The organism is Xenorhabdus yunnanensis (assembly GCF_028598805.1).
Taxonomy (GTDB): Bacteria; Pseudomonadota; Gammaproteobacteria; order Enterobacterales; family Enterobacteriaceae; genus Xenorhabdus; species Xenorhabdus yunnanensis.
The window spans coordinates 1-26,978 of the sequence record NZ_JAQRFI010000015.1 but is presented as its reverse complement, the minus strand read 5'-3'; the positions used below and the strand labels follow the sequence as shown (position 1 = coordinate 26,978).

General features: G+C 41.6%; 21 protein-coding genes and 2 rRNA genes. 8 read left to right on the top strand and 15 right to left on the bottom strand.

The features are described from left to right. Nucleotides 1–42 precede the first annotated feature (42 nt). Nucleotides 43–1,026: a quinone oxidoreductase gene (locus PSI23_RS08400; RefSeq protein ID WP_273554672.1), complete on the top strand. Its 984-nt coding sequence runs from the start codon at nt 43–45 to the stop codon at nt 1,024–1,026. Nucleotides 1,027–1,061: 35 nt separating this feature from the next. Here PSI23_RS08400 and dusA read toward each other — a convergent pair whose 3' ends face one another. The 3 genes from dusA to PSI23_RS08385 all read right to left on the bottom strand — a co-directional run bounded on the left by dusA (nt 1,062) and on the right by PSI23_RS08385 (nt 3,434). Further along, nucleotides 1,062–2,036, bottom strand: a complete 975-nt coding sequence (dusA, locus tag PSI23_RS08395) for a tRNA dihydrouridine(20/20a) synthase DusA (protein ID WP_273554671.1) — start codon at nt 2,034–2,036, stop codon at nt 1,062–1,064. Between the two features lie 189 nt (nt 2,037–2,225). Then, complete coding sequence (locus PSI23_RS08390; RefSeq protein ID WP_273554670.1) at nt 2,226–3,242, bottom strand: PDDEXK family nuclease; 1,017 nt, start codon at nt 3,240–3,242, stop codon at nt 2,226–2,228. Then, nucleotides 3,243–3,434, bottom strand: coding sequence for a hypothetical protein (locus PSI23_RS08385; RefSeq protein WP_273554669.1), 192 nt, complete (start codon nt 3,432–3,434; stop codon nt 3,243–3,245). A gap of 983 nt (nt 3,435–4,417) precedes the next feature. Here PSI23_RS08385 and PSI23_RS08380 point away from each other — a divergent pair. Then, complete coding sequence (locus PSI23_RS08380; RefSeq protein ID WP_273554668.1) at nt 4,418–4,945, top strand: hypothetical protein; 528 nt, start codon at nt 4,418–4,420, stop codon at nt 4,943–4,945. 286 nt (nt 4,946–5,231) lie between these two features. Here the strand turns inward: PSI23_RS08380 and PSI23_RS08375 are convergent, their stop codons facing one another. Further along, entirely contained in the window at nt 5,232–6,287 is a 1,056-nt protein-coding gene (locus tag PSI23_RS08375) for a DUF1266 domain-containing protein (RefSeq protein ID WP_273554667.1), read from the bottom strand. A 500-nt stretch (nt 6,288–6,787) separates the two neighbouring features. On the opposite strand from PSI23_RS08375, the gene zur reads away from it, so the two are divergent. Further along, nucleotides 6,788–7,300, top strand: a complete 513-nt coding sequence (gene zur, locus PSI23_RS08370) for a zinc uptake transcriptional repressor Zur (protein ID WP_273554666.1) — start codon at nt 6,788–6,790, stop codon at nt 7,298–7,300. Between the two features lie 150 nt (nt 7,301–7,450). Here the strand turns inward: zur and lexA are convergent, their stop codons facing one another. Both lexA and PSI23_RS08360 read right to left on the bottom strand, forming a co-directional pair. Continuing rightward, complete coding sequence (gene lexA, locus PSI23_RS08365; RefSeq protein WP_273554665.1) at nt 7,451–8,068, bottom strand: transcriptional repressor LexA; 618 nt, start codon at nt 8,066–8,068, stop codon at nt 7,451–7,453. Between the two features lie 119 nt (nt 8,069–8,187). Further along, nucleotides 8,188–8,559: a diacylglycerol kinase gene (locus tag PSI23_RS08360; protein ID WP_273554664.1), complete on the bottom strand. Its 372-nt coding sequence runs from the start codon at nt 8,557–8,559 to the stop codon at nt 8,188–8,190. 137 nt (nt 8,560–8,696) lie between these two features. Between PSI23_RS08360 and plsB the strand changes: the two genes are divergently transcribed. Beyond that, the gene (gene plsB / locus PSI23_RS08355) at nt 8,697–11,165 is read left to right on the top strand and encodes a glycerol-3-phosphate 1-O-acyltransferase PlsB (RefSeq protein ID WP_273554663.1); all 2,469 of its coding nucleotides are present in this window, start codon (nt 8,697–8,699) and stop codon (nt 11,163–11,165) included. A 74-nt stretch (nt 11,166–11,239) separates the two neighbouring features. Here the strand turns inward: plsB and ubiA are convergent, their stop codons facing one another. The 3 genes from ubiA to pgi form a co-directional block, all read right to left on the bottom strand. Continuing rightward, nucleotides 11,240–12,094, bottom strand: coding sequence for a 4-hydroxybenzoate octaprenyltransferase (ubiA, locus tag PSI23_RS08350; RefSeq protein WP_273554662.1), 855 nt, complete (start codon nt 12,092–12,094; stop codon nt 11,240–11,242). A gap of 13 nt (nt 12,095–12,107) precedes the next feature. After that, nucleotides 12,108–12,677 carry a chorismate lyase gene (gene ubiC / locus PSI23_RS08345; protein WP_273554661.1) on the bottom strand — a complete coding sequence of 190 codons (570 nt, stop codon included), beginning with the start codon at nt 12,675–12,677 and terminating at the stop codon, nt 12,108–12,110. Between the two features lie 183 nt (nt 12,678–12,860). After that, entirely contained in the window at nt 12,861–14,507 is a 1,647-nt protein-coding gene (pgi, locus tag PSI23_RS08340) for a glucose-6-phosphate isomerase (RefSeq protein WP_273554660.1), read from the bottom strand. Between the two features lie 279 nt (nt 14,508–14,786). On the opposite strand from pgi, the gene lysC reads away from it, so the two are divergent. The 4 genes from lysC to PSI23_RS08320 all read left to right on the top strand — a co-directional run bounded on the left by lysC (nt 14,787) and on the right by PSI23_RS08320 (nt 19,963). Further along, complete coding sequence (gene lysC, locus PSI23_RS08335; protein ID WP_273554659.1) at nt 14,787–16,160, top strand: lysine-sensitive aspartokinase 3; 1,374 nt, start codon at nt 14,787–14,789, stop codon at nt 16,158–16,160. A gap of 227 nt (nt 16,161–16,387) precedes the next feature. Next, nucleotides 16,388–17,218: a glyoxylate bypass operon transcriptional repressor IclR gene (iclR, locus tag PSI23_RS08330; RefSeq protein WP_273554658.1), complete on the top strand. Its 831-nt coding sequence runs from the start codon at nt 16,388–16,390 to the stop codon at nt 17,216–17,218. A gap of 211 nt (nt 17,219–17,429) precedes the next feature. Then, a complete protein-coding gene (edd, locus tag PSI23_RS08325) occupies nt 17,430–19,268 on the top strand; it encodes a phosphogluconate dehydratase (protein WP_273554657.1) in 1,839 nt (612 codons plus the stop codon). Between the two features lie 53 nt (nt 19,269–19,321). Further along, a complete protein-coding gene (locus PSI23_RS08320; RefSeq protein WP_273554656.1) occupies nt 19,322–19,963 on the top strand; it encodes a bifunctional 4-hydroxy-2-oxoglutarate aldolase/2-dehydro-3-deoxy-phosphogluconate aldolase in 642 nt (213 codons plus the stop codon). 166 nt (nt 19,964–20,129) lie between these two features. On the opposite strand, the gene aceK is transcribed toward PSI23_RS08320, so the two are convergent. The 6 genes from aceK to PSI23_RS08290 form a co-directional block, all read right to left on the bottom strand. Further along, nucleotides 20,130–21,890 (bottom strand): bifunctional isocitrate dehydrogenase kinase/phosphatase, encoded by a 1,761-nt coding sequence (aceK, locus tag PSI23_RS08315; RefSeq protein ID WP_273554655.1) that lies wholly within the window; start codon nt 21,888–21,890, stop codon nt 20,130–20,132. A gap of 82 nt (nt 21,891–21,972) precedes the next feature. Then, on the bottom strand, nt 21,973–23,280 hold the full coding sequence (gene aceA / locus PSI23_RS08310) for an isocitrate lyase (RefSeq protein ID WP_273554654.1): 1,308 nt from the start codon (nt 23,278–23,280) through the stop codon (nt 21,973–21,975). Between the two features lie 92 nt (nt 23,281–23,372). Beyond that, nucleotides 23,373–24,968, bottom strand: a complete 1,596-nt coding sequence (gene aceB / locus PSI23_RS08305; protein ID WP_306309546.1) for a malate synthase A — start codon at nt 24,966–24,968, stop codon at nt 23,373–23,375. A 311-nt stretch (nt 24,969–25,279) separates the two neighbouring features. Continuing rightward, a complete protein-coding gene (gene metA, locus PSI23_RS08300; RefSeq protein WP_273554653.1) occupies nt 25,280–26,209 on the bottom strand; it encodes a homoserine O-acetyltransferase MetA in 930 nt (309 codons plus the stop codon). A gap of 231 nt (nt 26,210–26,440) precedes the next feature. Continuing rightward, nucleotides 26,441–26,556 (bottom strand): 5S ribosomal RNA (rrf, locus tag PSI23_RS08295). Between the two features lie 84 nt (nt 26,557–26,640). After that, nucleotides 26,641–26,978 (bottom strand): 23S ribosomal RNA (locus PSI23_RS08290); the annotation flags it as partial.

The following is a 26,978-nucleotide window of genomic DNA, read 5'->3' as shown; positions in this document are numbered from 1 at the left end:
CGAGGTTGTTCCCAATACTTCTAACATAATGAGAGAGTTACCATGGCAAAACGCATAGAATTTTCCGCCACTGGCGGCCCAGAAGTACTCCGATATTGTGAATTTACGCCTGCTGATCCTACAGCTGATGAAGTACAAGTTGAGAATAAGGCTATCGGTATTAATTATATTGATACCTACATACGTAGCGGGTTATATCCGCCAGCTAATCTACCCTGTGGGTTGGGAACAGAAGCGGCAGGTATCGTCACTAAAGTTGGGGCAGATGTAACGTCCATTAAGGTCGGCGATCGTGTGGTTTATGCCCTATCAGCTTCTGGTGCTTACAGTGAAGTACACAATGTACAAGAAAACAAATTAGCCCTATTGCCAGATGCCATATCATTCGAACAAGCCGCCGCATCATTCTTGAAAGGTCTGACTGTTTATTATCTTTTCCATCAAACCCACAAGATTCAAGCAGGGGAAACCTTCCTATTTCATGCAGCAGCGGGGGGTGTTGGTTTGATTGCTTGCCAATGGGCAAAGGCATTGGGAGCAAAATTGATTGGGACTGTTGGCTCAGATGAAAAAGCTAACCTTGCCAAAGCAGCGGGAGCATGGCAGACCATCAATTATAATCGCGAAAATATCGTGGAACGTCTCTTGGACATCACTGATGGTAAAAAAGTAGATGTGGTTTACGATTCCGTTGGTCAGGCAACATGGTTGGATTCTCTCGATTGCTTGAAACCCAGAGGACTGATGGTCAGCTTTGGTAATGCTTCTGGGCCTGTAACAGGGATAAATTTAGGGATCCTCAATCAGAAAGGCTCGCTGTTTCTCACCCGTCCTTCTCTGTCTGGTTATATCACTACCCGTGATGAATTGAATGAAGCCAGCAAAGTACTCTTTGATTTTATTGCCAGCGGCAAAATCAATGTGGATGTTCCAGAAAGCCAGAAGTTCCCATTGAGCGAAGCAATAAGAGCACACCAGACACTGGAAAACCGTGCAACCCACGGCTCCAGCTTATTGATCCCGTAGTATCCATTGCCTCGAAATTCTATTCCCTGAGCGGGTTATACCCGCTCAGTTACCATTTCCAGCGCTTTTTCAACAACCATAATATCAGCTCCCTGTTTATGGGCATTCTCACTCAAATGGCGACGCCATTGGCGTGCACCGGGAATACCCTGAAAAATCCCCAAGATATGGCGGGTGACATGCCCTAAATAAGTGCCTTTAGACAATTCCTGTTCGATATAAGGATAAAGCGACTTAACCACATCAACCGTATTGGTCACTGGAGCTGTTTGGTCAAACAACTCACGATCCACATGTGCCAGAATGGATGGATTTTGGTAAGCCTCCCGACCAATCATCACACCATCAACATATTGTAAATGCTGCTTTGCTTCTTCCAGTGATTTAATACCACCGTTAATGGAAAGTGTCAGTTGCGGAAAATCTTTCTTTAATTGATAAACTCGTGGGTAATCCAAAGGCGGAATTTCGCGGTTTTCTTTTGGGCTTAAACCAGACAACCAAGCTTTACGCGCATGGATAACAAAATTATCGCAATCGCTGTTTTTTACAACAGTATCAATGAAATCACACAGAAACTCATAGCTATCCTGTTCATCAATGCCAATGCGGGTTTTGACAGTAATTGGAATATCCACTACATCTTGCATCGCCTTAACACAATCGGCTACCAGCGCCGCTTCTCCCATCAGACAAGCACCAAAGCGACCATTTTGCACGCGATCAGAAGGGCAACCGACATTCAAATTAATTTCATCGTAACCCCGCTCCTGCGCGATCTTGGCACACTGCGCCAAGGCTTTAGGATCACTGCCACCTAATTGTAATGCCAATGGATGCTCTTGCTCGTTATAAGCCAGATAATCCCCTTTGCCATGAATGATCGCACCTGTTGTGACCATTTCCGTGTAAAGCAACGCTTCTCTACTTAATAAGCGATGGAAGTAACGGCAATGACGATCAGTCCAATCAAGCATGGGGGCCACGGAGAAGCGGGATGATGGGTGCATATCACAAACCTCATTTAAAAATCAAAAAGATAGCGCCGATATCGTCGCTTTATATTCTGGTCTATTTCGGCTTATTCAGCCATCAGGAGATACTCAGGGGGAGCACAAACTCCCTCAAATTCTCTAAGGCGGGCGATTATACAGAGCGAGAAGGATCGCTTCAAACTCAACCAAAACTGAATATTTGAATTAGGCCCACTCAAAGCACAGTGCTGAGAATTTCCCTTGAACTTCATTGATAAATCGGTTTGTACTGGAAAAGCTCCAATTTCGAGCGATGTAGTATCCTTCACCTTGATAGCCAAACTCAGGTTCTAACTGAGTACGATACTTTTTGTATTTATCTCCAATTCCTTTAATTTCTTCATATTTTTTCAGTAACTGAAACGAACAGGTTTTATTGTTTCGGAGATAGTGAAAACCAGGTTCATCGATGAGTTTATGATCCTCAAGCGCTTTAACTGTATAAAAACCAATGTCTGACTTGTGGAATCCTTGCTGATAAAGTTCTCCATTGACATATAAATTAAGTGATGAGTGATTTTTTTCACTATTACGAGCAGCTCTCTTTTCTCGCTTTTTGGAGCGTACCTCTATCTGGTAATCCATTTCTTCAGGAAGAGGGATAATTTGCTCCACATTCAATAAAAGTTTTTCACTTACTCGAAAAGGTTGAAGACGAACACATGTTATGTCCAGTCCTATATCATTCATCCATAAAACCGATGTCGTAATTTCTTTAGAAAAGTTACGGGCAGCCAAAACGATGCGTGTCTCTTTAGCAAAATTATCTTTTTGTGGAGAGTCCCATGCCAGAAAATCCAACATCGAACTTTCAGCATCAATATCCTGTCCCGTTTGACTCAAAAATTCCTTGTAAGCACTAACTGCCTGATCCCACGTTAGATTCGAAACCATGGCTGCGTAACGGATCGCCTGAAGTTCCATGTGACCACCATCATTATCCCGCTTAAGTTCTATAACGACGAGATTGGCAGACTTATCGATACCTAGTAAATCAAGACGGCGACTGGAGCCAACAAAGTGGCTATACTCTTCTGCAATCACTAATGTATCAGGACTAATGGCTTCAATCTGTGATTTTAAAAGGCGCTGAATGTCTTGTCGTTCCTTCAGTTTCTCCGCCTCAAATGAAGTCATCTCAACTTTTACTAACGTATCCTGTGTTAACTCATATATTGCCACTTAAGTTCCCTTATACCCATTCAACATATCAAAAATTACCCGTGCAAATTCGCGCGTTTTTTCTGGGTCAGAGATAAGTTGCATCATTTGGTCTTGGTGCGCTGCACTACTATTTAAAATTGTATCATCAATGGATTGAGTAAAATTGCCTAACATAGCCCGTTCACGCGTATTATTCGCTACTTGATTCATGACAGTTTCATTTTCAGTCAACTTATCCCGAACGATAAAAGCATAATTAATCATATCATTAGCGGTCAGATTACCTGCGATAAATACTTCGTTTAACCGTTCGATAATATGAGACAGAAACTAAATCTGAGAAAATTAATTAGGCTGATTATACACAAATGGTACAAATCAGCGTGACGGGGATGCCAGCAAACTCAAAGAAAAACTCAAGTAGTATACTCACCGCACTCTTGGTTTTGAGCTAAAAACGGTGTATGTTTCCAAAATAACTATCAAAGTCGCTCAAAAACATTGCGTCAGAAAAAATGGAATTGTCTACACTTTAATCTACCTAAATATGGTAAATTAGAGTGGATTAGTTAATTATTGGGATGGCTTGATTAGGTGTGCCATAAAAGGACTGGATATGCTTGTATCTGCATGAGAATGAAACTACTGAATTTTACTTTAAGTGGTTAAAGTAAAAATTATAAACTATAAATAAAGAAACAAAATAACTGTAAATAAAATCAGTATTGATAATAGTTAACTCAGTGCCTTAACATTAGCATCTTTAACACATAAAGAAGATTATTTGTTAATATAAATGGTAAAGTAGATATTTTAAGGGTGAATCCGAATGAAATAGTCTTCAATTTATGTAATCATATTCAATAAAAAATTATTTTTTTGTAAAAAAATAAATATCAATAAGGAAAAGCAATGGACATATCTAAATACCCATAAAAATAGCAAGAGCGCTTTAAATTTTTTGAGCAGAATGGTAGCCCAGCATCACAAGAATTTAAATTAACTCTTAAAAAATCATCAATGAAAACCCGCCTTATAATAAATATTAACTGGATTGCATTTTTCTTTGGAATAGGCGAAGATAGCTGTAACCCATTTAAAGGTATATTCACCAAATAAAAACATTTCTTATTTTTAGTAGTGGAATTAATTAAAAATCATTGATTACATTACTAATAACTTAAGTTAACAGCATGAAAAATAAAATAAAATTAGATCCAAAAATCTTAAGGAAAGTAATAAAAAAAAACACTTTCTCTATCATAATATTACTTTCAATAACAGCACTCTTAATTGGATTTTCTGTCTTTGTAGTATTCAGTATCGCAGATAACTCCAAGCAATCTATTGGCCTAATACCATTCGGTATCATTTTACTTTTTTTAACTATGGCATTTTTAGTCATTGTAATCATACCCGGAACCTACAACAGTATCACCTTCGAATACAATCGCCATTTAACTCACAAATACGGACTTCACTTCGATGCTAAAATTACAGATGTCCGATTAAGTGCCGATGAGGAAGAGGATATCCCAAAAAACTGGGTTGAAGCAGCCGAGCTTTTTAGTGAAATATCTATAAATTTTGAATTTACTTCAAATAATCAACATCATGCCGGCGAGGATATGGCAGCTAATTTTGCTCATTTTGATACTCTGTCCGTGCGATGCAAGTTATTCCAATCCGTTATCTCCCCGGAAAAGAAAAACATGCTTTAATCAACAGGAAAGAATTCTATCATCGGTTACGGTCAGAAGGTGTTGATATTGATCCTAATAAAGTCAAAGAAACCAATTTGTTAATTGACGATGAAGAAGATTGGTGATAACTCATTGTTATAATGATTATTCTTATCCTAAATGATAACTGCCTATTTTTTCTGATACTACACCTTATAAAAATAGGCAGATTCATAATTTTTAAGGCACATCATCATATTTATGAAGATTAATCATATATTGATCCCTTTTACTATATAGTGTAAATGCCTATCCCTGTAGGTTATTAGTGCAAAACTCGAATTTCAGTATGGCTACTATCTTCATCCATTATTTCGTCGTCGAATGAGTCTTCCATTTGATCCCGCAATAAAGAATTAACAACATCAGCAAAGCCGTCTTTCATATATTGTTCTATAAAAATGCCTTTCGCATTTGGCCAAGGTAATTGGGCTATCGGCCAGTCACAATGCTCTTTGTAAAACAAAAATTCTTTTAGGCGCCCTTTCACAGTGTCAAAATCACGGCTCCAATAGGCATTTCCTAGCCGGTAATTTGTGTGAAATGCATCAAAACTGTCAAAAATTTCATAAACATAATCGGCTGTTTTAAGTATATTTTTCCACGCAGTTTCTTCACTGATATAACCAGCAGAAAAACAGTTTCGGCTCAGTATAATCGCTCGCCAGAGATCAAATCCCCAAAGTAAAGCGGGAGGGTGCCCATCAATCGAACGAGAACATTGCTGTACATATTCAGGCTGTTCTTCAATCAAACTACCAAGTCCCTTGAACATTTCTCCATCGGTAAAAACCGCATCAACAGCAAAACGTTCTGAATGCATCCCTGCCCATAATTCATGCAATATTTTCCAATAATCTTTTTCATTAAGAATGCCCCAATTTTTGTAAACTTCGGATTGATGAGGCTTTGCATCAGACAGAGGTAAAAGGCGATATTGATAATTATCGTGAGAAACACGGTTTTTCAAAGGGTAATGTTCTAATGTTTCTGTCCAAAATCCGTCGTAATAGCAGCTAACGATATGCAAACGTAATGCCTGACGTTTTTCTTCCGGTAAAACAGAGCACTTTGCCTGTAAGTAGTAGCGTTTTTGTTCATTAATAGGAAGGTTTTTGATACGTTGGAGACTGTAAATAGAGAAAGATATACCAAGTGAATTCAAACCAACCAAGCTAGCCCAGAGCAGATATCTCCCTGAAGGCATGTTATTGGTATCAAAGAACAATACCGTGGTTCCGAGTGATAGCACACTCAGCAAACATGTTGCAATCCAAAGAATGATTAAACCAATCGCCTGAATAGGCTTGAGAAGCTTCACTCCTTTTCTTTCCTTGAGGATATTTTTGATTATCCGAAAACCATTAACAGGAAACCTTCTATTATTAGGGTGGTTTTGCAGTAATTCTTTCATTTTTAATCCATTAATAAAGTAAGCTATATTTGAAATATTTTTAATGCTACAATCTTTTTCCTTCCTAAGCGTAACCATTAGGATTCTATATTTAAACAATTCATGATATTAACTGGCAATATAATTGCCCTGATAAATCAACTCAAATATCCAGATATTATCCAATATTTCCAGTTTTATTTTCTCCATTTTTTAACCCATTTTATTGTTCTTATCCACGGATTAATTTTATTTCTAATCAGCATATATCTGTAAATCAGGTATCTCATAATGACAATGTAGCGCCACTCTTCTTTACAGGTATATTACCTACCAGAAGAGAGCTCAACATTATATAGATTCCACTCCCCGCCCCAAAAACATGATAACATTAAAGTCATTAGCATCGTGTAGATGTGAGAGGTGTAATGAAAACTATCAACCAAAAAAAGTTACTGGCACAGGCTGAAGCAATCTGTCTGTCAAGAGGGGTTCGCTTAACACCTCAACGCCTTGAAGTTCTTCGCTTAATTACAGAACAACCTGGCGCAATAAGTGCTTATGATTTGCTGGATTTATTGCGTGAAGTAGAACCCCAAGCCAAGCCTCCAACGGTTTACCGAGGATTGGAGTTTCTGCTGGAACAAGGTTTTATTCACAAAATAGAATCTACAAACAGTTATGTTCTTTGTCATCACTTTGAAGAACCCTGCCATACCTCGGCTATGTTTATCTGTGAAGTTTGTAATTCAGTAACCGAAAAAGATGCAAAAGATATTGAATCCGCTATTCAGCTGTTAGCTCAAGGTACAGGGTTTCATTTGCGAAATAGCGTGATAGAAGTCCATGGTATATGTTCTTCCTGCTATGAGGTTGAATCTTGCATGGAGCGCGATACATGCCAGCACAATCATTCGGTTGAAGAGAATAAAAAGAAATAAGAAAAGGACACTTGAGGCCGGATTAGGTAATAAGGCGGTCATAACTGATATAATTACATATTTTCCCAGTACCCGCTAAACTCAAGTTTAACGGGTACTGGGAAAGATGACCGCCCCAGAATGGCAAAGTACAATTATCTGTTTTTACAATCAGACCCAGTCCCCGTTACGAATAACGCCTACTGCCAATCCTTCAATAGTGAAACTCTGCTCGCTTAAATCGACAACAATTGGTTGAAATTCCGGATTCTCAGCAATCAGCTCAATTCTGTTTCCTGTTTGCTTGAAGCGTTTTACTGTGACTTCATCTTCAATGCGCGCCACGATGATTTGCCCATTATGAACATCTTGTGTTTTATGCACAGCCAGTAGATCCCCGTCCATAATGCCGATGTCTTTCATAGACATTCCACTAACACGCAACAGAAAATCAGCGCTTGGTTTGAATAATTCAGGATCAACCTTGTAGTGACTTTCGATGTGTTCCTGAGCTAGCAGTGGTTCCCCAGCAGCAACACGACCAATCAGCGGCAATCTCGCGCCTTCATCTTCCTCTTCGAGAAGCAAACGGATACCTCTGGATGCACCAGAGATAATCTCAATCACCCCTTTACGCGCAAGTGCTCTTAAATGCTCTTCTGCTGCGTTAGGTGAACGAAAACCAAGACGTGCTGCAATTTCAGCTCGTGTTGGTGGCATACCCGTTTGCGAAATATGGTCACGCACCAAGTCATAAACTTGCTGCTGCCTGGCAGTTAATGCTTTCATTTCGCCCCCTGTTTGTTTATACAGTCCGACTGTGAGTATATACAGGTAAATTCGAATTGGGAACCTGTCAGCATGTAAAAGCAACTAAATAACGTATTTTGATGAAAAAACACGTCATCTCAACGCATAAAATGCGACCAAAAGATCATTCCCCAGATAAACAGCGCCAGAAGTATAGTGAGCAATACAGCTGCAGATCCCATATCTTTCGCTCTACCCGATAATTCATGATATTCACTACCGATACGATCCACTACCGCTTCTATGGCACTATTGAGGATTTCGACAATGACCACCAGAATAACAGAGCCAATAAGAAGGAGCCTCTCAAATAAGCCAAAATCTAAAGAAAATGCAATGATGATCGCAAGTATGGCAGCTATTGTTTCCTGCCGAAATGCCGCTTCATTCTGCCATGCAGCTTTGATCCCTTTCGCTGAATATTCAGCCGCTTTAATGATACGGATCAGACCTGTTGATTGATTTGCCATAAAAACTTTCTTCAGTGAGCTTAACAATTGTATGGTTATATAACTTTTAGCTCTTATTATTGTCTTATTTCCACAGATCTCCAAATCTGTTTCTGGTATCCTTGCGACGCGTTGCTAACAAGAGGCTTAAAGCAGTTATGTCAGGTTGGCGTAAAATATATTATAAACTATTGAATTTACCACTAAAATTTTTAGTAAAAAGTAAACTTATCCCTACGGATCCCATTGCGGAGCTGCGTCTTGATACGACTCGGCCTATTTTGTACGTACTACCGTACCACTCAAAAACAGACTTATTGACCCTGCGTCAACAATGTCTGGCGCAAGATCTGCCGGATCCGTTGAACCCTTTGGAAATTGGTGACACACAGCTTCCCAGTTGTGTCTTTATCGACAACGGCCCACGTGTGTTCCGTTGTTATGCACCAAAGCATGAATCTGTGAAAATTTTTCATTCCTATCTGGATTTGCATCGCAATAATCCCGATTTGAATATCCAGATGGTACCTGTTTCCGTTATGTTTGGCCGCTCTCCGGGGCGCGAAGGGCAAGAAGGAAATACAACTCCGCAATTACGTTTACTAAATGGCGTGCAGAAGTTTTTTGCAATCCTGTGGCTTGGGCGGGATAGTTTTGTGCGTTTCTCCACACCAGTGTCTTTACGCCGTATGGCCGATGAGCATGGTACGGATAATATCATCGCCAATAAACTCACCCGTGTTGCACGGATACACTACTCCCGTCAGCGTCTTGCGGCTGTTGGGCCTCGTTTGCCTGCCAGACAAGATCTATTCAACAAGTTATTGGCATCAAAGGCAATAGAAAAAGCAATTGCTGATGAAGCACGTAGCAAAAAAATCTCTCCCGAAAAGGCAAAACAGAACGCCATCAATATGTTGGAAGAGATTGCTGCGGATTTCTCCTATGAAACAGTACGTTTGACCGACCGTGTTTTGAGTTGGACATGGAACCGTTTGTATCAGGGCATCAATGTTCATAATGCCGAACGTGTTCGCAAGTTGGCACAGGATGGTCATGAATTGGTTTATGTGCCATGTCACCGTAGCCATATGGACTACCTTCTGCTTTCTTATGTGCTCTATCACCAAGGGCTGGTTCCACCGCACATTGCTGCGGGCATTAACCTGAATTTCTGGCCTGCCGGTCCGATATTCCGTCGTCTTGGAGCATTCTTTATCCGCCGCACGTTTAAAGGTAATAAGCTCTATTCAACAATCTTTCGTGAATATCTCGGTGAGCTGTTTGCCCGTGGTTATTCGGTGGAATACTTTGTCGAAGGGGGACGCTCCCGTACGGGTCGTTTGCTTAATCCCAAAACAGGGACTCTCTCCATGACATTGCAGGCGATGCTGCGAGGAGAATCTCGTCCAATCACTATTGTGCCGATCTATATCGGTTATGAATATGTGATGGAAGTAGCGACATATGCCAAAGAACTGCGTGGTGCCACCAAAGAAAAAGAAGGTTTTTTCCAGATGGTACGAGGGCTGCGCAAATTACGTAATCTGGGACAGGGTTATGTGAACTTTGGTGAGCCGATCCCATTGATACAATACCTGAACCAGAATGTTCCAGAGTGGCGTGACTCCATTGATCCAATAGAATCCCAGCGTCCAACTTGGCTGGCTCCGACAGTCAGTAAGCTGGCTGACAATATTATGGTCAATATCAATAATGCCGCCGCAGCCAATGCTACCAATTTATGCACCACGGCATTGTTATCATCACGTCAGCGAGCACTTACTCGCGAACAGCTTATTGAGCAGTTGGATTGCTATCTGCAATTACTGCGTAATGTGCCTTACACTGACGATATCACGGTGCCAGACAAAACAGCAGAAGAGTTGTTAGATCATGCCTTGTTGATGGATAAGTTTGAGGTCGAAAAAGATAGTCTGGGAGATATTATTATCCTGCCACGCGAAAGCGCGGTATTGATGACTTATTATCGCAATAATATCCAACACTTGCTGATACTGCCATCCCTGATTACCAGTATTGTTATGCACCGCCGCCGCATTAGTCGCAGTGAATTGCTCAGACAAGTCGCGCTGATTTACCCGCTGATTAAGCAGGAGCTTTTCATGCGTTACAGTAAAGAAACGCTTTCCAACGTTGTCAATACTCTGATTGACGAACTGGCGCGCCAATGCCTTATCTGTAACAAAGAGCAAGAAATGCTGGTGCTGAATCCTGCACGTATTCGCCCATTGCAATTGCTGGCGGCAGGCATCAGAGAAACGCTGCAACGTTATGCCATCACGCTTTCTTTGTTGAATGCCACACCTGAAATCAGTCGTGGTGTACTGGAAAAAGAGAGCCGAATGTTGGCACAACGTCTGTCTGTTCTACATGGCATCAATGCACCGGAATTCTTTGATAAAGCGGTTTTTGCCAGTTCGGTCAATACGCTGCGCGAAGAAGGTTACATTAAAGACAGCGGCGACATGATTACAACCAGCGCTCAGGAACTTTATCATGTATTGAGTGAGCTGATGTCACCTGAAATTCGTTTGACGATTGAAAGTGTCAGCATGCCGCCAGAACAAAATGAACCTGTGCAAGTAGTGCAAGATCAGCAATAACGACGCTAAGCTGGTCATGAAAAACAAGAAATTAACGGGCGGATTACCGCCCGTTATATTAAAGGCATGTCATGCTAGACATAGCTGAAAAAGATACCGAGGAATAAAATTAAACCGACATAGTTATTGTTCATAAAAGCCTGAAAGCAGGCCGATCTTTCCCGATTTGCAATCAATTTCTGCTGATAAACGAATAGTGCTGTTGCCAACAATATTGTCCAATAATATATTCCTTCCAGATTCACCATATTGCCAATCGCAACCAAGATGCCCAGCATGATGAATTGCAGAATACCAATAATCAATTTATCAAAGCGTCCAAAAAGCACGGCGGTCGATTTCACCCCGATTTTCAGGTCATCATCACGATCCACCATGGCATACTGTGTATCATAAACCACAGACCAAATGACATTAGCCAAAAATAATAGCCAGCATTCTAAAGGTAAGGACTCACTTACTGCGGCAAATGCCATGGGAATTGACCAGCCGTAAGCAGCACCTAACACAATTTGTGGCAGATGGCTGACACGCTTGACGAAAGGGTAAGTCCATGCCAATGCCAAACCAACGACCGACAGTGCAATCGTCATTTTATTCAGCGTCAGCACCATCGCAAAAGAAATGAATACCAGTGTGGCAAACAAGATTTTGCTTTCTTTTTCAGTGATGTCACCACTAGGAAGAGGACGAGATTTTGTCCGTTCCACATACCCATCAAATTTTCGGTCTGCGAAATCATTAATGCAACATCCCGCAGCACGCATGGAAAATACACCGATAGTGAAGACTAACAATACGTGCAAATTCGGCATACCTTTTGCGGCGATCCACAATGCCCAATATGTTGGCCATAGTAATAATAATGCGCCAATGGGTTTATCAATACGCATTAAACGGCAATACGCACGCCATTTATTTTGCGTCATACTGACCTCCAATCTATTTCTCCCTTTTTATTTTGTTGATTTTATATGCAGGTGATTCAGACAGAAAAATCTCAGTAAGCAGCAGTGGCTTACCCGATAATCTCAGTAAAGAACGCCGCGCCCAACGATTTTCCTGTCGGCCTATTTGAATATAATCTCGTGTCAGATTATTACCACTAAAAAGATAGCGTCCAAGTGGTACTGTCCCCACATCAACCAATTGTCGATCCGGGCCAGTCAATGTTTCTACTGGAATAACAGTGCGTCCCAATAGCCAGGGAATACCATCCCCATATAAAACAATTTCACGCAACCAATATTTTTCACTGAAAGGTAAGTGCTTACTTTCATCACCTAACTCTTCAGCAGTGATAAAACACTCCCGAAAAGGGGAAACCGATACTTGCTGACAATATTGTTCAAAGCGGCGCGTCATTGAGCCTACTTCTATCAGCCAATCTAAAATATCTTCGGGAAGGTTGACTTCATCAGCCGATAACCATTGGATCGGTGCCGAAGCTAATATGTGGGATGTTGAAGTTAATATATGCGATGTTGAAGTTAATATAGTGTCATCTGCCATGTCATTTTCCCATTGCGGGGAAGACCAATTTCCCCGACAGCACAACGAATGGAGAGTGAGGATATCATGTTGCAGACTAATAAAATAAAAAGTTGATAACAAATTATGTAAATTACAAAAAAATTCACCTCAATAACAACAATTATTGAGGTGAATAGAAATTAGATAAGATGGAAATTCAGATTAACGCCATTCTTTGAATAGGTTAATCAGACCATTTGTGGAGCTGTCATGGCTATTTACAGCTTCTGCATCATGTAGTTCAGGCAGAATACGGTTCGCCAATTGTTTGCCTAATTCTACGCCCCATTGGTCAAACGAGAAGATATTCAGAATTGCACCTTGAGCAAAGATTTTATGCTCATACATGGCTATTAATGCACCCAAACTAAATGGTGTAATTTCGCGCAATAAAATGGAGTTAGTTGGACGGTTCCCTTCAAACACTTTGAATGGCACAACACTCGCCACATCTTGAGCATTTTTTCCTGCTTGCGCAAATTCAGCTTCTACCTGAGCCTGCGTTTTACCAAATGCCAGCGCTTCAGTTTGCGCAAAGAAGTTAGATAGCAATTTGCCATGATGATCGCTAACTGGGTTATGACTAACTGCTGGTGCAATAAAATCACAAGGGATCAGTTTAGTTCCCTGATGGATAAGCTGGTAGAACGCATGCTGACCATTGGTACCCGGTTCACCCCAGATAATCGGACCTGTCTGATAATTCACCGGATTGCCATTGCGATCGATGTATTTCCCATTCGACTCCATGTTGCCTTGTTGGAAGTATGCAGCAAAACGGTGCATGTATTGATCATAAGGCAGAATCGCTTCAGTTTCTGCACCAAAGAAATTGTTGTACCAGATGCCGATCAGTGCCAGCAAAACAGGAATGTTCTGTTCAAAGGCAGTCTGCTCAAAATGCTTATCCATCGCATGAGCGCCACTCAACAACTGTTCAAAATTCTCATAACCAATGGAAAGTGCAATGGATAAGCCAATTGCAGACCAGAGCGAATAACGTCCGCCTACCCAATCCCAAAACTCGAACATATTTTGTGGATCGATACCGAACTTGCTGACTTCTTGTTCATTGGTTGATAATGCCGCAAAATGTTTCGCGATATGTGCCTCATCAACGGCACTTTGCAGAAACCAATGACGTGCTGAATACGCATTGGTCATCGTTTCTTGCGTGGTAAAAGTCTTGGAAGCAATCAGGAACAAAGTTGTTTCTGGATTCAAAGTTTTTAACGTTTCAGCGATGTGAGTTCCGTCAACATTGGAAACAAAATGCATATTCAGATGATTTTTATATGCTTTCAGTGCTTCAGTCACCATATAGGGACCAAGATCAGAACCACCAATTCCAATATTCACTACATCTGTAATGGCTTTGCCTGTATAACCTTTCCACTCACCACCAATGATGCGTTCACTGAATGATTTCATTTTCGCCAGCACCGCATTAACTTGCGGCATCACATCTTCCCCATCCACCATAATCGGGGTATTGCTGCGGTTACGCAGGGCAATGTGCAGTACAGCACGATCTTCAGTACGATTGATTTTCTCACCAGAGAACATGCTGCGGATTGCACTGACCAAATCAGTTTCTTGCGCTAATGCCTGTAATTTTGCCAGTGTTTCTGCGGTAATGCGGTTTTTTGAGTAATCCACCAGAATCTGCTGATCAAATGTCGCAGAAAATGCCGTAAACCGTTCTTTGTCCTGTTCAAACAGTTCCCGCAAATGCATGTTCTTCATTTGCTCAAAATGCTGCTGCAATGCTTTCCAGGCTTCGGTCTGGCTAGGATTGATGTTTTTCATGAATAATGCTCTCTATCAACTGTCAATAAACAATGCCAATAAACAAATAGGAATACACAGATTGTAACGGGTTAATTCTGTGATTAGTCTCCCTTTCCTTATAATTGCTGATATTGGTCAAAATAGTCGGTAATTTCCAGCCCTAATTGTTGAGATAGGCAAAAACGATAATTTCATTTCCATCATGAAATTTATTTATGCTTCATGGTCAAACATTGACTCAGTGCGCCTAACCCGATATTTCTAAAAGTCTATTCTCCGAACAAAAGGTTATCATCCATGTGTGCTGTTTCATCTCCTAAATCGCAGTATGTTGTAGCAAAATTCGGTGGTACTAGCGTGGCAAACTTTGATGCCATGAATAACTGCGCCGATATTATTTTGGCAAACGCAAATGTCCGTGTGGTCGTTCTGTCAGCTTCTGCTGGCGTGACCAATTTGCTGGTTGCATTGGCGGCTGGCTGCGATAGCGACAAGCGGGAGAGCTACCTGAAACAGATCCGTGACATTCAATATGCCATTATTGACCGATTGAACGAAGTTGCGGTGATTCGCGAAGAAATTGATCGTCTGCTGGAAAATATTGAGATGCTATCAGAAGCGGCATCGCTCGCAACCTCAGAAGCACTGACAGATGAATTGGTTAGCCACGGTGAAGTAATGTCCACTTTATTGTTTGTGGAGTTGCTGCGCCAACGCAATACTGATGCCGAATGGTTTGATATTCGCCGGATCATGCGAACCAATGATAACTTTGGGCGAGCAGAGCCGGATACTCTTCAGCTCCATATTTTAGCGATGGAGCATCTTTATTCTCGCCTGAACAATACAATCGTTATCACCCAGGGTTTTATTGGCAGAGAAGAAAAAGGCCGTACCACTACACTGGGGCGAGGTGGCAGTGATTATACCGCTGCCTTACTAGGTGAAGCACTTGGTTTACAGCGCGTTGATATTTGGACAGATGTTCCGGGAATCTATACTACCGATCCCCGTGTTGTCCCTACGGCTAAACGTATTGATCAAATTGCCTTTGATGAAGCAGCAGAAATGGCGACATTTGGTGCCAAAATCCTCCATCCCGCCACACTGTTACCTGCGGTTCGCTGCGGCATTCCGGTATTTGTCGGCTCCAGCAAAGATCCAAAAACGGGGGGGACTGTGGTTTGTGACAAAACAGAAAATCCCCCGCTGTTTCGCGCGTTGGCATTGCGCCGCAAACAAACTTTGCTGACACTGCATAGCTTGAAAATGCTCCATGCCAGAGGCTTTCTGGCGGAAGTCTTTACCCTGCTGTCGCGTCATAATATTTCAGTGGATTTGATTACCACGTCAGAAGTAAGCATTGCTCTGACGCTGGACACCACAGGTTCCACCAGCACTAATGGCAGTCTGCTGACCAATGCGTTGCTAACTGAACTTGCTACGTTATGTCGTGTGGAAGTCGAAGAAGATATGGCATTGGTTGCGATTATTGGCAATGAGCTTTCACAGGCTAAGGGATTGGGGAAAGGGGTTTTTGGGGTGCTGGAATCATTTAATATTCGGATGATCAGCTGTGGTGCAAGCAGCCATAATATCTGTCTGCTCGTTCCCGGTAAAGATGCGGAGCAGGTGATTCAGACATTGCATCAGAGTTTGTTTGAATCTTAATATTTGTCTTTTTATTTATGCAGTTAATTCCACTTTTAGCGGTGGAATTAACTTCCATCCCTCTGCACCAACCAAAATATATCATTTATCCCACTTTTCCATTCCTAACACATCGGATGTGTTTTTCCCCTCTTTATCATTCATAATAAGAAAACGAAAATAAATTCCATTTTGGTTCCATCGCAGCGACCTTTGCTGCAAACAGACGATTTTCCAGAGGGCATCTTATGAGCACAGCCGTTGCCAGCAAACGCACAAAAAAAACTAAAATAACGACAAACAGTGCCGCTGCAAGCGGTCAGGTTCAATCGTTAAGTCGAGGGTTAACACTTTTGGAATATGTTTCCGATTCTCCTGTCGGCGTTGCTTTAACTGATTTGGCTATCCAGACCGGTCTCCCCAATTCCACTACCCATCGTCTTTTGACTACCTTGCAGCAACATGGTTTTGTCCGCCAGATAGGTGATCTGGGATTATGGGTGATTGCTTCCCATGCTTTTGTCGTTGGCAGTAGTTTTCTGCAAAGCCGTAATCTGATGGTATTGGTTCATCCAATATTGCGCCAATTAATGGAAGATTCCGGTGAAACCGTCAATCTCGCCATCCTTAACATTGATGAATATGAAGCCGTGATTGTCGATCAAGTGCAATGCAATGCGCTGATGAGAATGTCCGCTCCCATTGGTGGCAAACTACCGATGCACGCTTCTGGCGCGGGAAAAGCGCTGCTTTCTACACTCTCTGAGCAAAAGCGTCTGCAATTACTGCATAAGAAAGGAATGCACGCTTATACACAACATACCTGTACCACCGCCGCAGCATTAACAGAAAACCTCGAACAGATCCGTAAGCAAGGATTTTCGTTTGATGATGAAGAACATGCGTTAGGATTACGCTGTATTGCTGCCTGTATCTATGATGAGCATCATGAAGCTTTTGCTGCTATTTCTATCTCAGGCCCGATATCACGCATCTCTGATGATCGAGTTACTGAACTCGGTGCCCTTGTTATGCGGGCTGCAAAAGCGGTTAGCCGGGAATACGGTGGAATTAAATAATTTTTGCCACAACTCATTTTTGCCACAACTCCATCTAAAAAGCTGATTTGTTGACAAGCTGTTACGTTTCAGCTTTAAAAATTGATGTAGATCACAGATAAAACGTGTAGTCGACGAAAGTTGATTGCATCCTCTGATTATTACATTAACAATGTTACCGGTAACAATGAAGCAGTAGTCACATTCCATTGTGGTGTCGGGAACAATTATCATGACAACAAACCAGAACAGCACGGTCACCAACGAAACCGTCGCGCGCATTACACAGCGTATCATTGAACGTTCAAAAGAGACTCGCAGCCAGTATTTAGCTCGCATTGAATCCGCTCGTTCAAAAACCGTCCAACGCGCACAACTGGCATGCGGCAATTTGGCTCATGGTTTTGCCGCCTGTCAAAATGATGAAAAAGTCGCATTGAAAAATATGGTGCATAATGACATCGCCATTATCACCTCTTACAATGATATGCTCTCCGCCCACAAGCCGTATGAAGACTATCCACAAAAGTTAAAAGACTCCCTGCGTGCTGTAGGTGCTGTCGGTCAAGTTGCCGGTGGGGTTCCCGCCATGTGTGATGGTGTGACACAAGGTCAGGATGGCATGGAATTATCCCTGCTTAGCCGTGATGTGATTGCAATGTCGGCTGCCATTGGGCTTTCTCATAATATGTTTGATGGCGTCCTGTATCTGGGAATTTGTGACAAAATTGTACCGGGATTAGTGATGGCTGCTCTATCATTTGGTCATCTACCCGCTGTTTTTGTTCCCGCTGGGCCGATGACCAGTGGCTTGCCAAACAAAGAAAAAGTTCGCGTTCGCCAGCTTTATGCCGAAGGTAAAGTTGACCGTCAGGCATTGCTCGAAGCTGAAGCCGAGTCTTATCACAGTATCGGAACCTGTACTTTTTACGGTACTGCCAATTCCAATCAAATGGTGATGGAAGTCATGGGGCTGCATTTACCGGGTACTTCTTTTGTCCATCCTGACACACCACTGCGTGAGGCTTTAAATGATGCTGCCGCACGTCAGGTTACACGTCTGACTGAAACTTCAGGTAATTATCTTCCTTTGGGTCAGATGGTCGATGAAAAAGTGATCGTCAATGGCATGATTGCTTTGCTGGCAACCGGAGGATCAACCAACTTAACCATGCATCTCGTTGCAATGGCAAGAGCTTCCGGGATCATCATTAACTGGGATGATTTTTCTGAATTGTCAGAAGTGGTTCCTCTGCTATGTCGCATCTATCCAAATGGACCCGCAGATATCAACCAATTTCAGGCGGCTGGCGGAGTAGCGTTGGTTATTCGCGAGTTACTGCAAAAAGGCTTGCTGCATCGTGATGTAAATACTATCGCTGGGTTTGGTCTGGAACGTTATACTCAAGAGCCGTGGCTTAATGAAGGTCAGTTAGTATGGCGTGAAGGTACATTCGTTTCATTGGACAACAATGTTATTGCCAATATTGAACAGCCATTCGAACAGCATGGCGGCACAAAAGTCATGATTGGAAACCTTGGGCGTGCGGTAATGAAAACGTCTGCGGTTCCAACAGATAATCAGATTATTGAAGCCCCTGCTGTGGTTTTTAATAGCCAGCATGATATCGTCCCCGCTTTTGAAGCAGGTAAGCTGAACCGTGACTGTGTTGTCGTTGTCCGTTATCAAGGCCCGCAAGCTAATGGCATGCCAGAATTGCATAAATTGATGCCACCGCTGGGTGTACTCATGGATCGGGGCTTTAAAGTTGCTTTAGTTACTGATGGTCGATTGTCTGGTGCTTCCGGCAAGGTTCCTTCAGCCATTCATGTTACGCCAGAAGCCAAAGCTGGCGGATTACTGGCAAAAATACAAGATGGTGATGTGATTCGCGTTGATGGTCGTACTGGCGAACTCATGCTTCTGGTCGATGCACAAGAACTGGCACAAAGAGCACTATATCAGCCAGACTTGAGTGAAGGGCATATCGGCTGTGGCCGTGAATTGTTTGGTGCGTTGAGAACTCAACTTTCGGGTGCAGAACAAGGGGCATGTTGTATTACATTTTAATAAGTGAGGGATTTTAAACCCCTTGTGTTCTGAATTAACGAGAGAAACTGCTAATGAATAATTGGAAAGCAACCGCAGAAGATATCCTGACCGATGGTCCTGTCGTCCCTGTCATTGTTATCAATGAAATTGAACACGCCGTTCCTTTGGCAAAAGCATTGGTTGCTGGTGGAATTCGTGTTTTGGAAGTGACATTAAGAACTGAATGTGCGCTGGAAGCCATTCGCCTTATCGCTAAAGAAGTTCCCGAAGCAATTATCGGGGCAGGTACTGTTATTAATCCTGAACAATTGGCTGCTGTCACTGAAGCAGGTGCTCAATTTGCCATTAGTCCAGGATTGACTGATGAACTGTTAAAAGCAGCGACTGCGGGTTCAATTCCTCTTATTCCGGGGATCTCTACTGTTTCCGAATTAATGTTGGGAATGAGTTATGGCCTGAAATGCTTTAAATTCTTTCCAGCAGAAGCAAACGGTGGGATTAAGGCACTAAAATCCATTGCAGGTCCATTCCCACAAGTACGTTTCTGCCCGACGGGTGGTATTTCTCCTGAAAACTATCGTGATTATCTGGCATTGAATAGTGTTCTGTGCATTGGGGGCTCATGGCTTGTACCGGGCGATGCATTGAAAAAAGGCGATTATGCCCAGATTACGGAACTGGCACGTACTGCCATTGCAGGTGCAAAAGCGTAATTTCATTATTTAAATATTTTTTATGCGGAAATTAACGATTACGTAATTTCCGCACTGAAAAATAAATCAATCCCATTTAAAAAATCATTTAGATAATAAAAAATAGTACTATGTCATCCATATTATTTATCATTCAGTAAAGCATTATTTTTATCTATGATAAGTACTATATTGAATTTTTTATTTCATTCACTTCATCATTTACTTCATTACGTTGGCTGAATCGCTGCCTACGACGATAAGCAAAAACATCTTCTACATGTCCGTTGTTAATACGATTTTGTAATGCTCGCCAGTAATCTGCTTTAAATAGATCGCTGTGACTTTCTTCAAAATAGCGCCGAATGTACTTGTCAGTACATAAAAAATGCCGAAACTCTTCTGGAAAAACATCGTTAACAGCCACACTGTACCAAGGTTCACTAGCCAACTCATCTTCTGGATAACGTGGCGGAGGAATATCCCGAAAGTTTACTTCAGTCATATAACAAATTTCATCATAATCGTAGAAAATTACCCTTCCATGACGCGTAACACCAAAGTTTTTAAACAACATATCACCAGGGAAAATATTCGCAGCAGCCAATTGCTTAATGGCATTTCCATATTCTTCAATTACATCTTTCAATTGCGCTTCATTGACTCGTTCCATGTAAATATTCAACGGTATCATTTTACGTTCCATATAGAGATGCTTTATCAGGATCTTATCGCCCAAATCTTCTAACTTTTCTGGTATCTCTTTTTGCAATTCTTCCATTAACTCAAGACTGATATGATGTTTATCAATAACAAAGTTTTCAAATTCCTGTGTATCAGCCATTCTTCCAACACGATCATGCTCTTTTACCAGACGGTAACACTCCTGAACGCGCTCTTGTGAAACCTCTTTCTGTGGCGCAAATTTATCTTTAATAATTTTAAATACACGATCAAATGAAGGGGAAGTAAAAACCAGCATCACCATGCCTTTCACTCCCGGTGCAATCGTAAACTGTTCCTGAGAGGAATTAATGAAAGTCAGGTATTCGCGGTAATATTCTGTCTTACCATGTTTCTGACAGCCTATTGCCATGTATAACTCTGCTGTCGATTTCGTAGGAAGAATTTCACGCAGCCATTCAACTAAAGCCGCAGGTAAAGGGGCATAAACCATAAAATAGGAGCGGGCAAAACCAAAAACAATGCTGGCATCATCATGGCTGGTCAAACAGGTATCGATAAAAATGCTTCCAGATTCATTGTGATGGATCGGCAACAAAAACGGATAAACAGACTTCCCTATCCTGATTTTTCCTACCAGCCATGCGGCTTTATTTCGATAAAACAATTCATTAGCAATTTGGAATGTAGACTGTAATAAACCACCTCCTGAAAATGTATTCTGTAAATATTGCGTGATATAACCAATATCCCGATCCAAATTCTCCCATTTAAGACGTAATGGCAAATCATTTAAGATGGTTCGCAGCATTGACGTAAGATTACCGTCAGGAACAAAATCCCGTGATAATGGACGAGAAATATGGCGAAAGCGGGAAGATGGCTGAGAAGAAAAGATATACAGATTTTCTGGTTTTAAATTACGATGTTGAAAAAAACGACAGTAAACCGAATTAAAAAAACTTTCTGCAATTTCAAAACGCGGATAGTCAGGTAGTAAACGAGTATAAACAGCTTTGACTTCAGCAATGTAATCTTCATCATGTTGTAATGAGGTATGAATACGCTTCAATTGCTCCACCACCAATCCGACATGATGATCGTACAGGTTAATCCTCTTTTTCATGGCCAGCTGTACAGCATGCCAGTCAGCCTGTTCAAAACGTTGCTGAGCGCCGGAAGTAACTTCCAGAAATCGACCATATTGCGCATCAAATCCCTGCAAAATGGTTTGTGCAATTAAATGTGAGAGATCTATTTCCATCTTTAGCCACCTTTATCAGACACGTAAAGGGGCATTCCTTTTGGAATCCCCCAATCATCCAGTCTCTATCGGTATAATGAACTTAGAATTGTTGTTCTTCTGTCGATCCTGTCAGTGCAGTAACAGAAGAACCCTCTCCCTGAATAATAGTAGTCACTTTATCAAAATATCCTGTTCCTACTTCCTGCTGGTGTGAAGAGAATGTATAACCTCGCTCAAGGGCAGCAAATTCTTGTTCCTGAACTTTTTCAACATAATGTTTCATTCCTTCACCACGTGCATAATCATAGGCCAAATCAAACATGTTAAACCACATGCTGTGTATGCCCGCTAATGTGATGAACTGGAATTTATATCCCATCGCAGATAACTGCTCTTGGAAACTCGCGATAGTTTTATCATCCAGATTCTTTTTCCAGTTGAAAGAAGGTGAACAGTTATAAGCCAACAACTTACCCGGATATTCTGCATGAATAGCTTTAGCAAAAAGACGAGCCGCTTCCATATCCGGTGTAGAGGTTTCACACCAGACCACATCAGCATAAGGGGCATAAGCCAGTCCACGGCTGATCGCTTGTTCAAGGCCTGCTCGTGTACAATAAAATCCTTCGTAGGTTCGTTTGCCAGTAACAAACGCCCTATCATAAGGATCACAATCAGATGTCAGTAGATCTGCTGCATCTGCGTCAGTGCGTGCAATTAACAGGGTTGGAACACCAGATACATCAGCCGCCAAACGCGCAGCTACCAACTTCTGAATGGCTTCTTGAGTCGGAACCAATACTTTGCCGCCCATGTGTCCACATTTTTTCACCGCTGCCAGTTGATCTTCAAAATGAACTGCGGCAGCACCAGCTTCAATCATCGCCTTCATCAATTCAAATGCGTTGAGTACACCACCAAATCCAGCTTCTGCATCTGCAACAATCGGCAAGAAATAGTCAATATATTCTTGGCTGTCTGGATCAATACCATTTGACCATTGAATCTGATCTGCCCGACGGAAACTATTATTGATGCGTTTAATCACATTAGGAACAGAATCAACGGGATACAATGATTGATCAGGATACATACTAGATGCGGTATTCGCATCTGCTGCCACTTGCCAGCCGGAAAGGTAAACCGCTTCAATACCCGCTTTAGCCTGCTGAAGTGCCTGACCACCCGTCAATGCTCCAAGCGCGTTCACATAGCCTTTTTTCGAGTTGCCATTCAGCAATTCCCACAACTTTTTCGCTCCCATTTGCGCCAAAGTGTGTTCAGGATTGATAGAACCGCGTAATTTAATGACATCTTCAGCACTGTACGGACGAGTAATATCTTTCCAACGTGGTTGTTGCCATTCTTGTTCCAGTTGAGCGATTTGTTGTTTCCGGGAAATGGTCATGATGTTCTACTTCCTATTATTAATTAATCGGATATGTTTGCCATTATTGTTTTTAAACTACATTGTTTTTAAACTACGTTAATGCTTTTAAACTAATCTAATAACTGATAACCAGGTAACGTAAGGAAATCAATCAAGTCGTCCTGAGTAGTAATTCTTTCCATCAAATCAGACGATTCCATAAATCGCCCTTGATTAAAGCGTAGCTCACCCACTTCCTGTTTAATTACGTTCAACTCTTCTTTTAACATTTCCTTGAACAGTTCCTTTGTCACTTTTTTACCATTAGAGAGTGATTTTTCATGACGAATCCATTGCCAAATAGAAGTCCGGGAAATTTCTGCTGTAGCAGCATCTTCCATCAAGCCGTAAATCGGTACACACCCATTCCCCGAAATCCAAGCTTCTATGTACTGGACTGCAACACGAATATTTGCGCGCATTCCCTCTTCTGTTCTTTCTCCCGAACAAGGTGCAAGCAATTGTTCAGCCGTAATCGCTTCATCTTCTTCACGCAAAACTGTCAATTGGTTTTGATGCTCTCCCAGTTTTGAGTCAAAAACTGTCATGGCAATATCTGCAAGCCCTGGATGCGCGACCCATGTGCCATCATGGCCGTTATTCGCTTCCAGTTCTTTATCCGCTCTGACTTTGTCCAAAACTTGCTGATTCTGCACAGGATCTTTGCTAGGAATAAATGCCGACATTCCTCCCATCGCAAACGCGCCGCGTTTATGACAGGTTTTAATCAGCAAACGAGAATAGGCACTCAAGAAAGGTTGTGTCATCGTCACAGATTGACGATCTGGTAAAACACGGTCAGCATGATTTTTCAGTGTCTTGATATAGCTGAAAATATAATCCCAACGTCCACAATTTAAACCAACGATGTGATGACGTAAGTGATACAAAATTTCATCCATCTGGAATACTGCTGGCAATGTTTCAATCAAAACCGTTGCTTTAATCGTGCCTTTTGGCAAATTGAAGCGTGATTCAGTAAAACTGAAAATATCACTCCACCATTGTGCTTCATGGTAGCTCTGTATTTTTGGCAGGTAAAAATAAGGCCCGCTGCCTTTTTGCAGTAATTTTTTATGGTTCAAGTAAAAATAGAGTGCAAAATCAAACAGTCCGCCAGATATCGAGTCATCCTTATAGAGGACGTGTTTTTCTGACAGGTGCAACCCCCTAACCCGAGCAATCAATACTGCTGGATCCGCTTTCAATTCATAGCGCTTACCCTGCTCATTGGAATATGAGATCGTACCATTGACGGCATCCCGTAAGTTAATTTGTCCAATAATGACTTTATCCCATTCAGGCGCTAATGAGTCCTCAAAATCCGCCATAAATACTTTCACATTTGCATTCAGGGCATTGATGACCATTTTGCGCTCTACGGGGCCTGTTATTTCAACTCGACGATCTTTGAGATCATCAGGTATCCCCTGAACTGTCCAATGCCCTTCCCTAATGGAAGAGGTTTCCGAAATAAATTCCGGTAACATTCCGCTATCTATTTTTTTCTGCCAATGTATACGATCATCTAACAATTTTGTGCGTCTGTCAGAAAATTCAATGATTAAATCCTCTAAAAAGCTAATACATTCAGGTGATAACACCTGATACTCTGTCTCTCCAAAAGGCTTAATAAAGGTTAGTTTGGTTGCTGATACCTGCTGCATAATTTCCCCGCTTCTCACTTTTAAACACTCACCTGATTAAGATTAACCAATCTAAAAAATAAATCAAAAACCATTTCCATTATTTTAAAAAACAAAAATTAATCAAATAAAATCAAATGATTAAGATAATTTTAAGACAAAGAAAACAGGGAAATAAATTCCAAAAAATCAGGCACGCAAGTGTTAAGTTTTTGTTATCTATGAGAAATAACGGAATAACTGCTGAACAATAGCTACGAAAAAAATTAACAAAATGAGGAATGGCTCGCTTCAGCAATATCTCATTTTGTTATCTAAAATTCAAATTGGATTCAATCTAAGGAAGGGTTCATAAAAGTCAGATCATATGGCGTAATTTGATAGACATAATAATTTAACCAATTTGAAAATAGTAAATGACCATGACTACGCCAAGCCGCAATAGGTTTACTTTCAGGATTGTTATTCGGGAAGTAATTGATAGGCAACTCCGGTTCCAAACCTGCGGCGCAATCACGCAAATATTCTGCGGCTAATGTACCTACATCATATTCAGGATGCCCTGTCACAAATACTAATCTTTTATCTTTGCTGGCAAATAAATAAGCTCCTGCCTCTGCTGAACTAGCTAAAATATCTAAATCGGTATGTTCACGAATTAGCGATTCAGGAAAATCAGCGAAACGCGAATGAGGTGCAAAAAATGTTTCGTCAAATCCACGTGTTAATAGTGCCAAGGGATCTAAAGTTGAATGAGGATAAACACCAGATAGTTTAGTTTTTCGGGTATATTTAGGAAGGTGATAAAGAACTTTTAATGCAGCCTGAACCGCCCAGCAAACAAAAAGTGTCGAAGTAACATGTTTTTTTGCCCAGGCTACTATCCTTTCAACCTCATCCCAATAAATCACATCTTCAAATTCAACAAGTCCCAAAGGGGCACCTGTCACTATCAAACCATCAAAATTTTGATCTTTTATTGAATCAAAATCACAATAAAAAGTATTTAAATGTTCAGAAGGGGTATTTTTACATTGACGACTATCAATACGTAGCAATTGAATATCGATTTGAAGTGGTGTGTTAGATAATAACCGAATAAACTGATTTTCTGTTTCTATCTTCTTTGGCATTAGGTTAAGTAACAATACCTTTAGTGGACGAATATTCTGAATATTGGCCCGTGTTGATGTCATGACAAAGATGTTTTCATTGCGAAGAGTGTTCACCGCAGGTAATTCATCTGGTACACGAATTGGCATTGTTCAAAACCTCGATCATTATAATTTATAAGTTTAGACTTCTAGATAGCTAAATCTAACAAAAAGGAAAGGTGAATGTCGAGTTATTGTACTCAAATTGAAATTATTTCATTTTATTATATGAAATAGAAAAGAGTAATAAAGAAGATAATTAAGAAGAATAATTGGTGTAAAAATTCCCAAACGCAAAAAAGCCATCCGGACCCGGATGGCTTCTCTGTCTGATTACATGTCTGGCAGTGTCCTACTCTCACATGGGGAGACCCCACACTACCATCGGCGCTACGGTGTTTCACTGCTGAGTTCGGCATGGGGTCAGGTGGGACCACCGCGCTGTTGCCGCCAGACAAATCCTGTGTTCAATCCCGAACAAGCTGTTGACCATTTGAAACCCGGTGTCTCTCTCTCCCCCAAAACACCTTCGGTGTTGTCAGGTTAAGCCGCACGGTTCATTAGTACTGGTTAGCTCAACGTCTCGCAACGCTTACACACCCAGCCTATCCACGTCCTCGTCTCGAACGTTCCTTCAGTGTCCTCAAGGGACAGGGGAAGACTCATCTCAAGGCAAGTTTCCCGCTTAGATGCTTTCAGCGGTTATCTCTGCCGCACTTAGCTACCGGGCAGTGCCATTGGCATGACAACCCGAACACCAGTGGTGCGTCCACTCCGGTCCTCTCGTACTAGGAGCAGCCCCTTTCAATCTTCCAACGCCCACGGCAGATAGGGACCGAACTGTCTCACGACGTTCTAAACCCAGCTCGCGTACCAC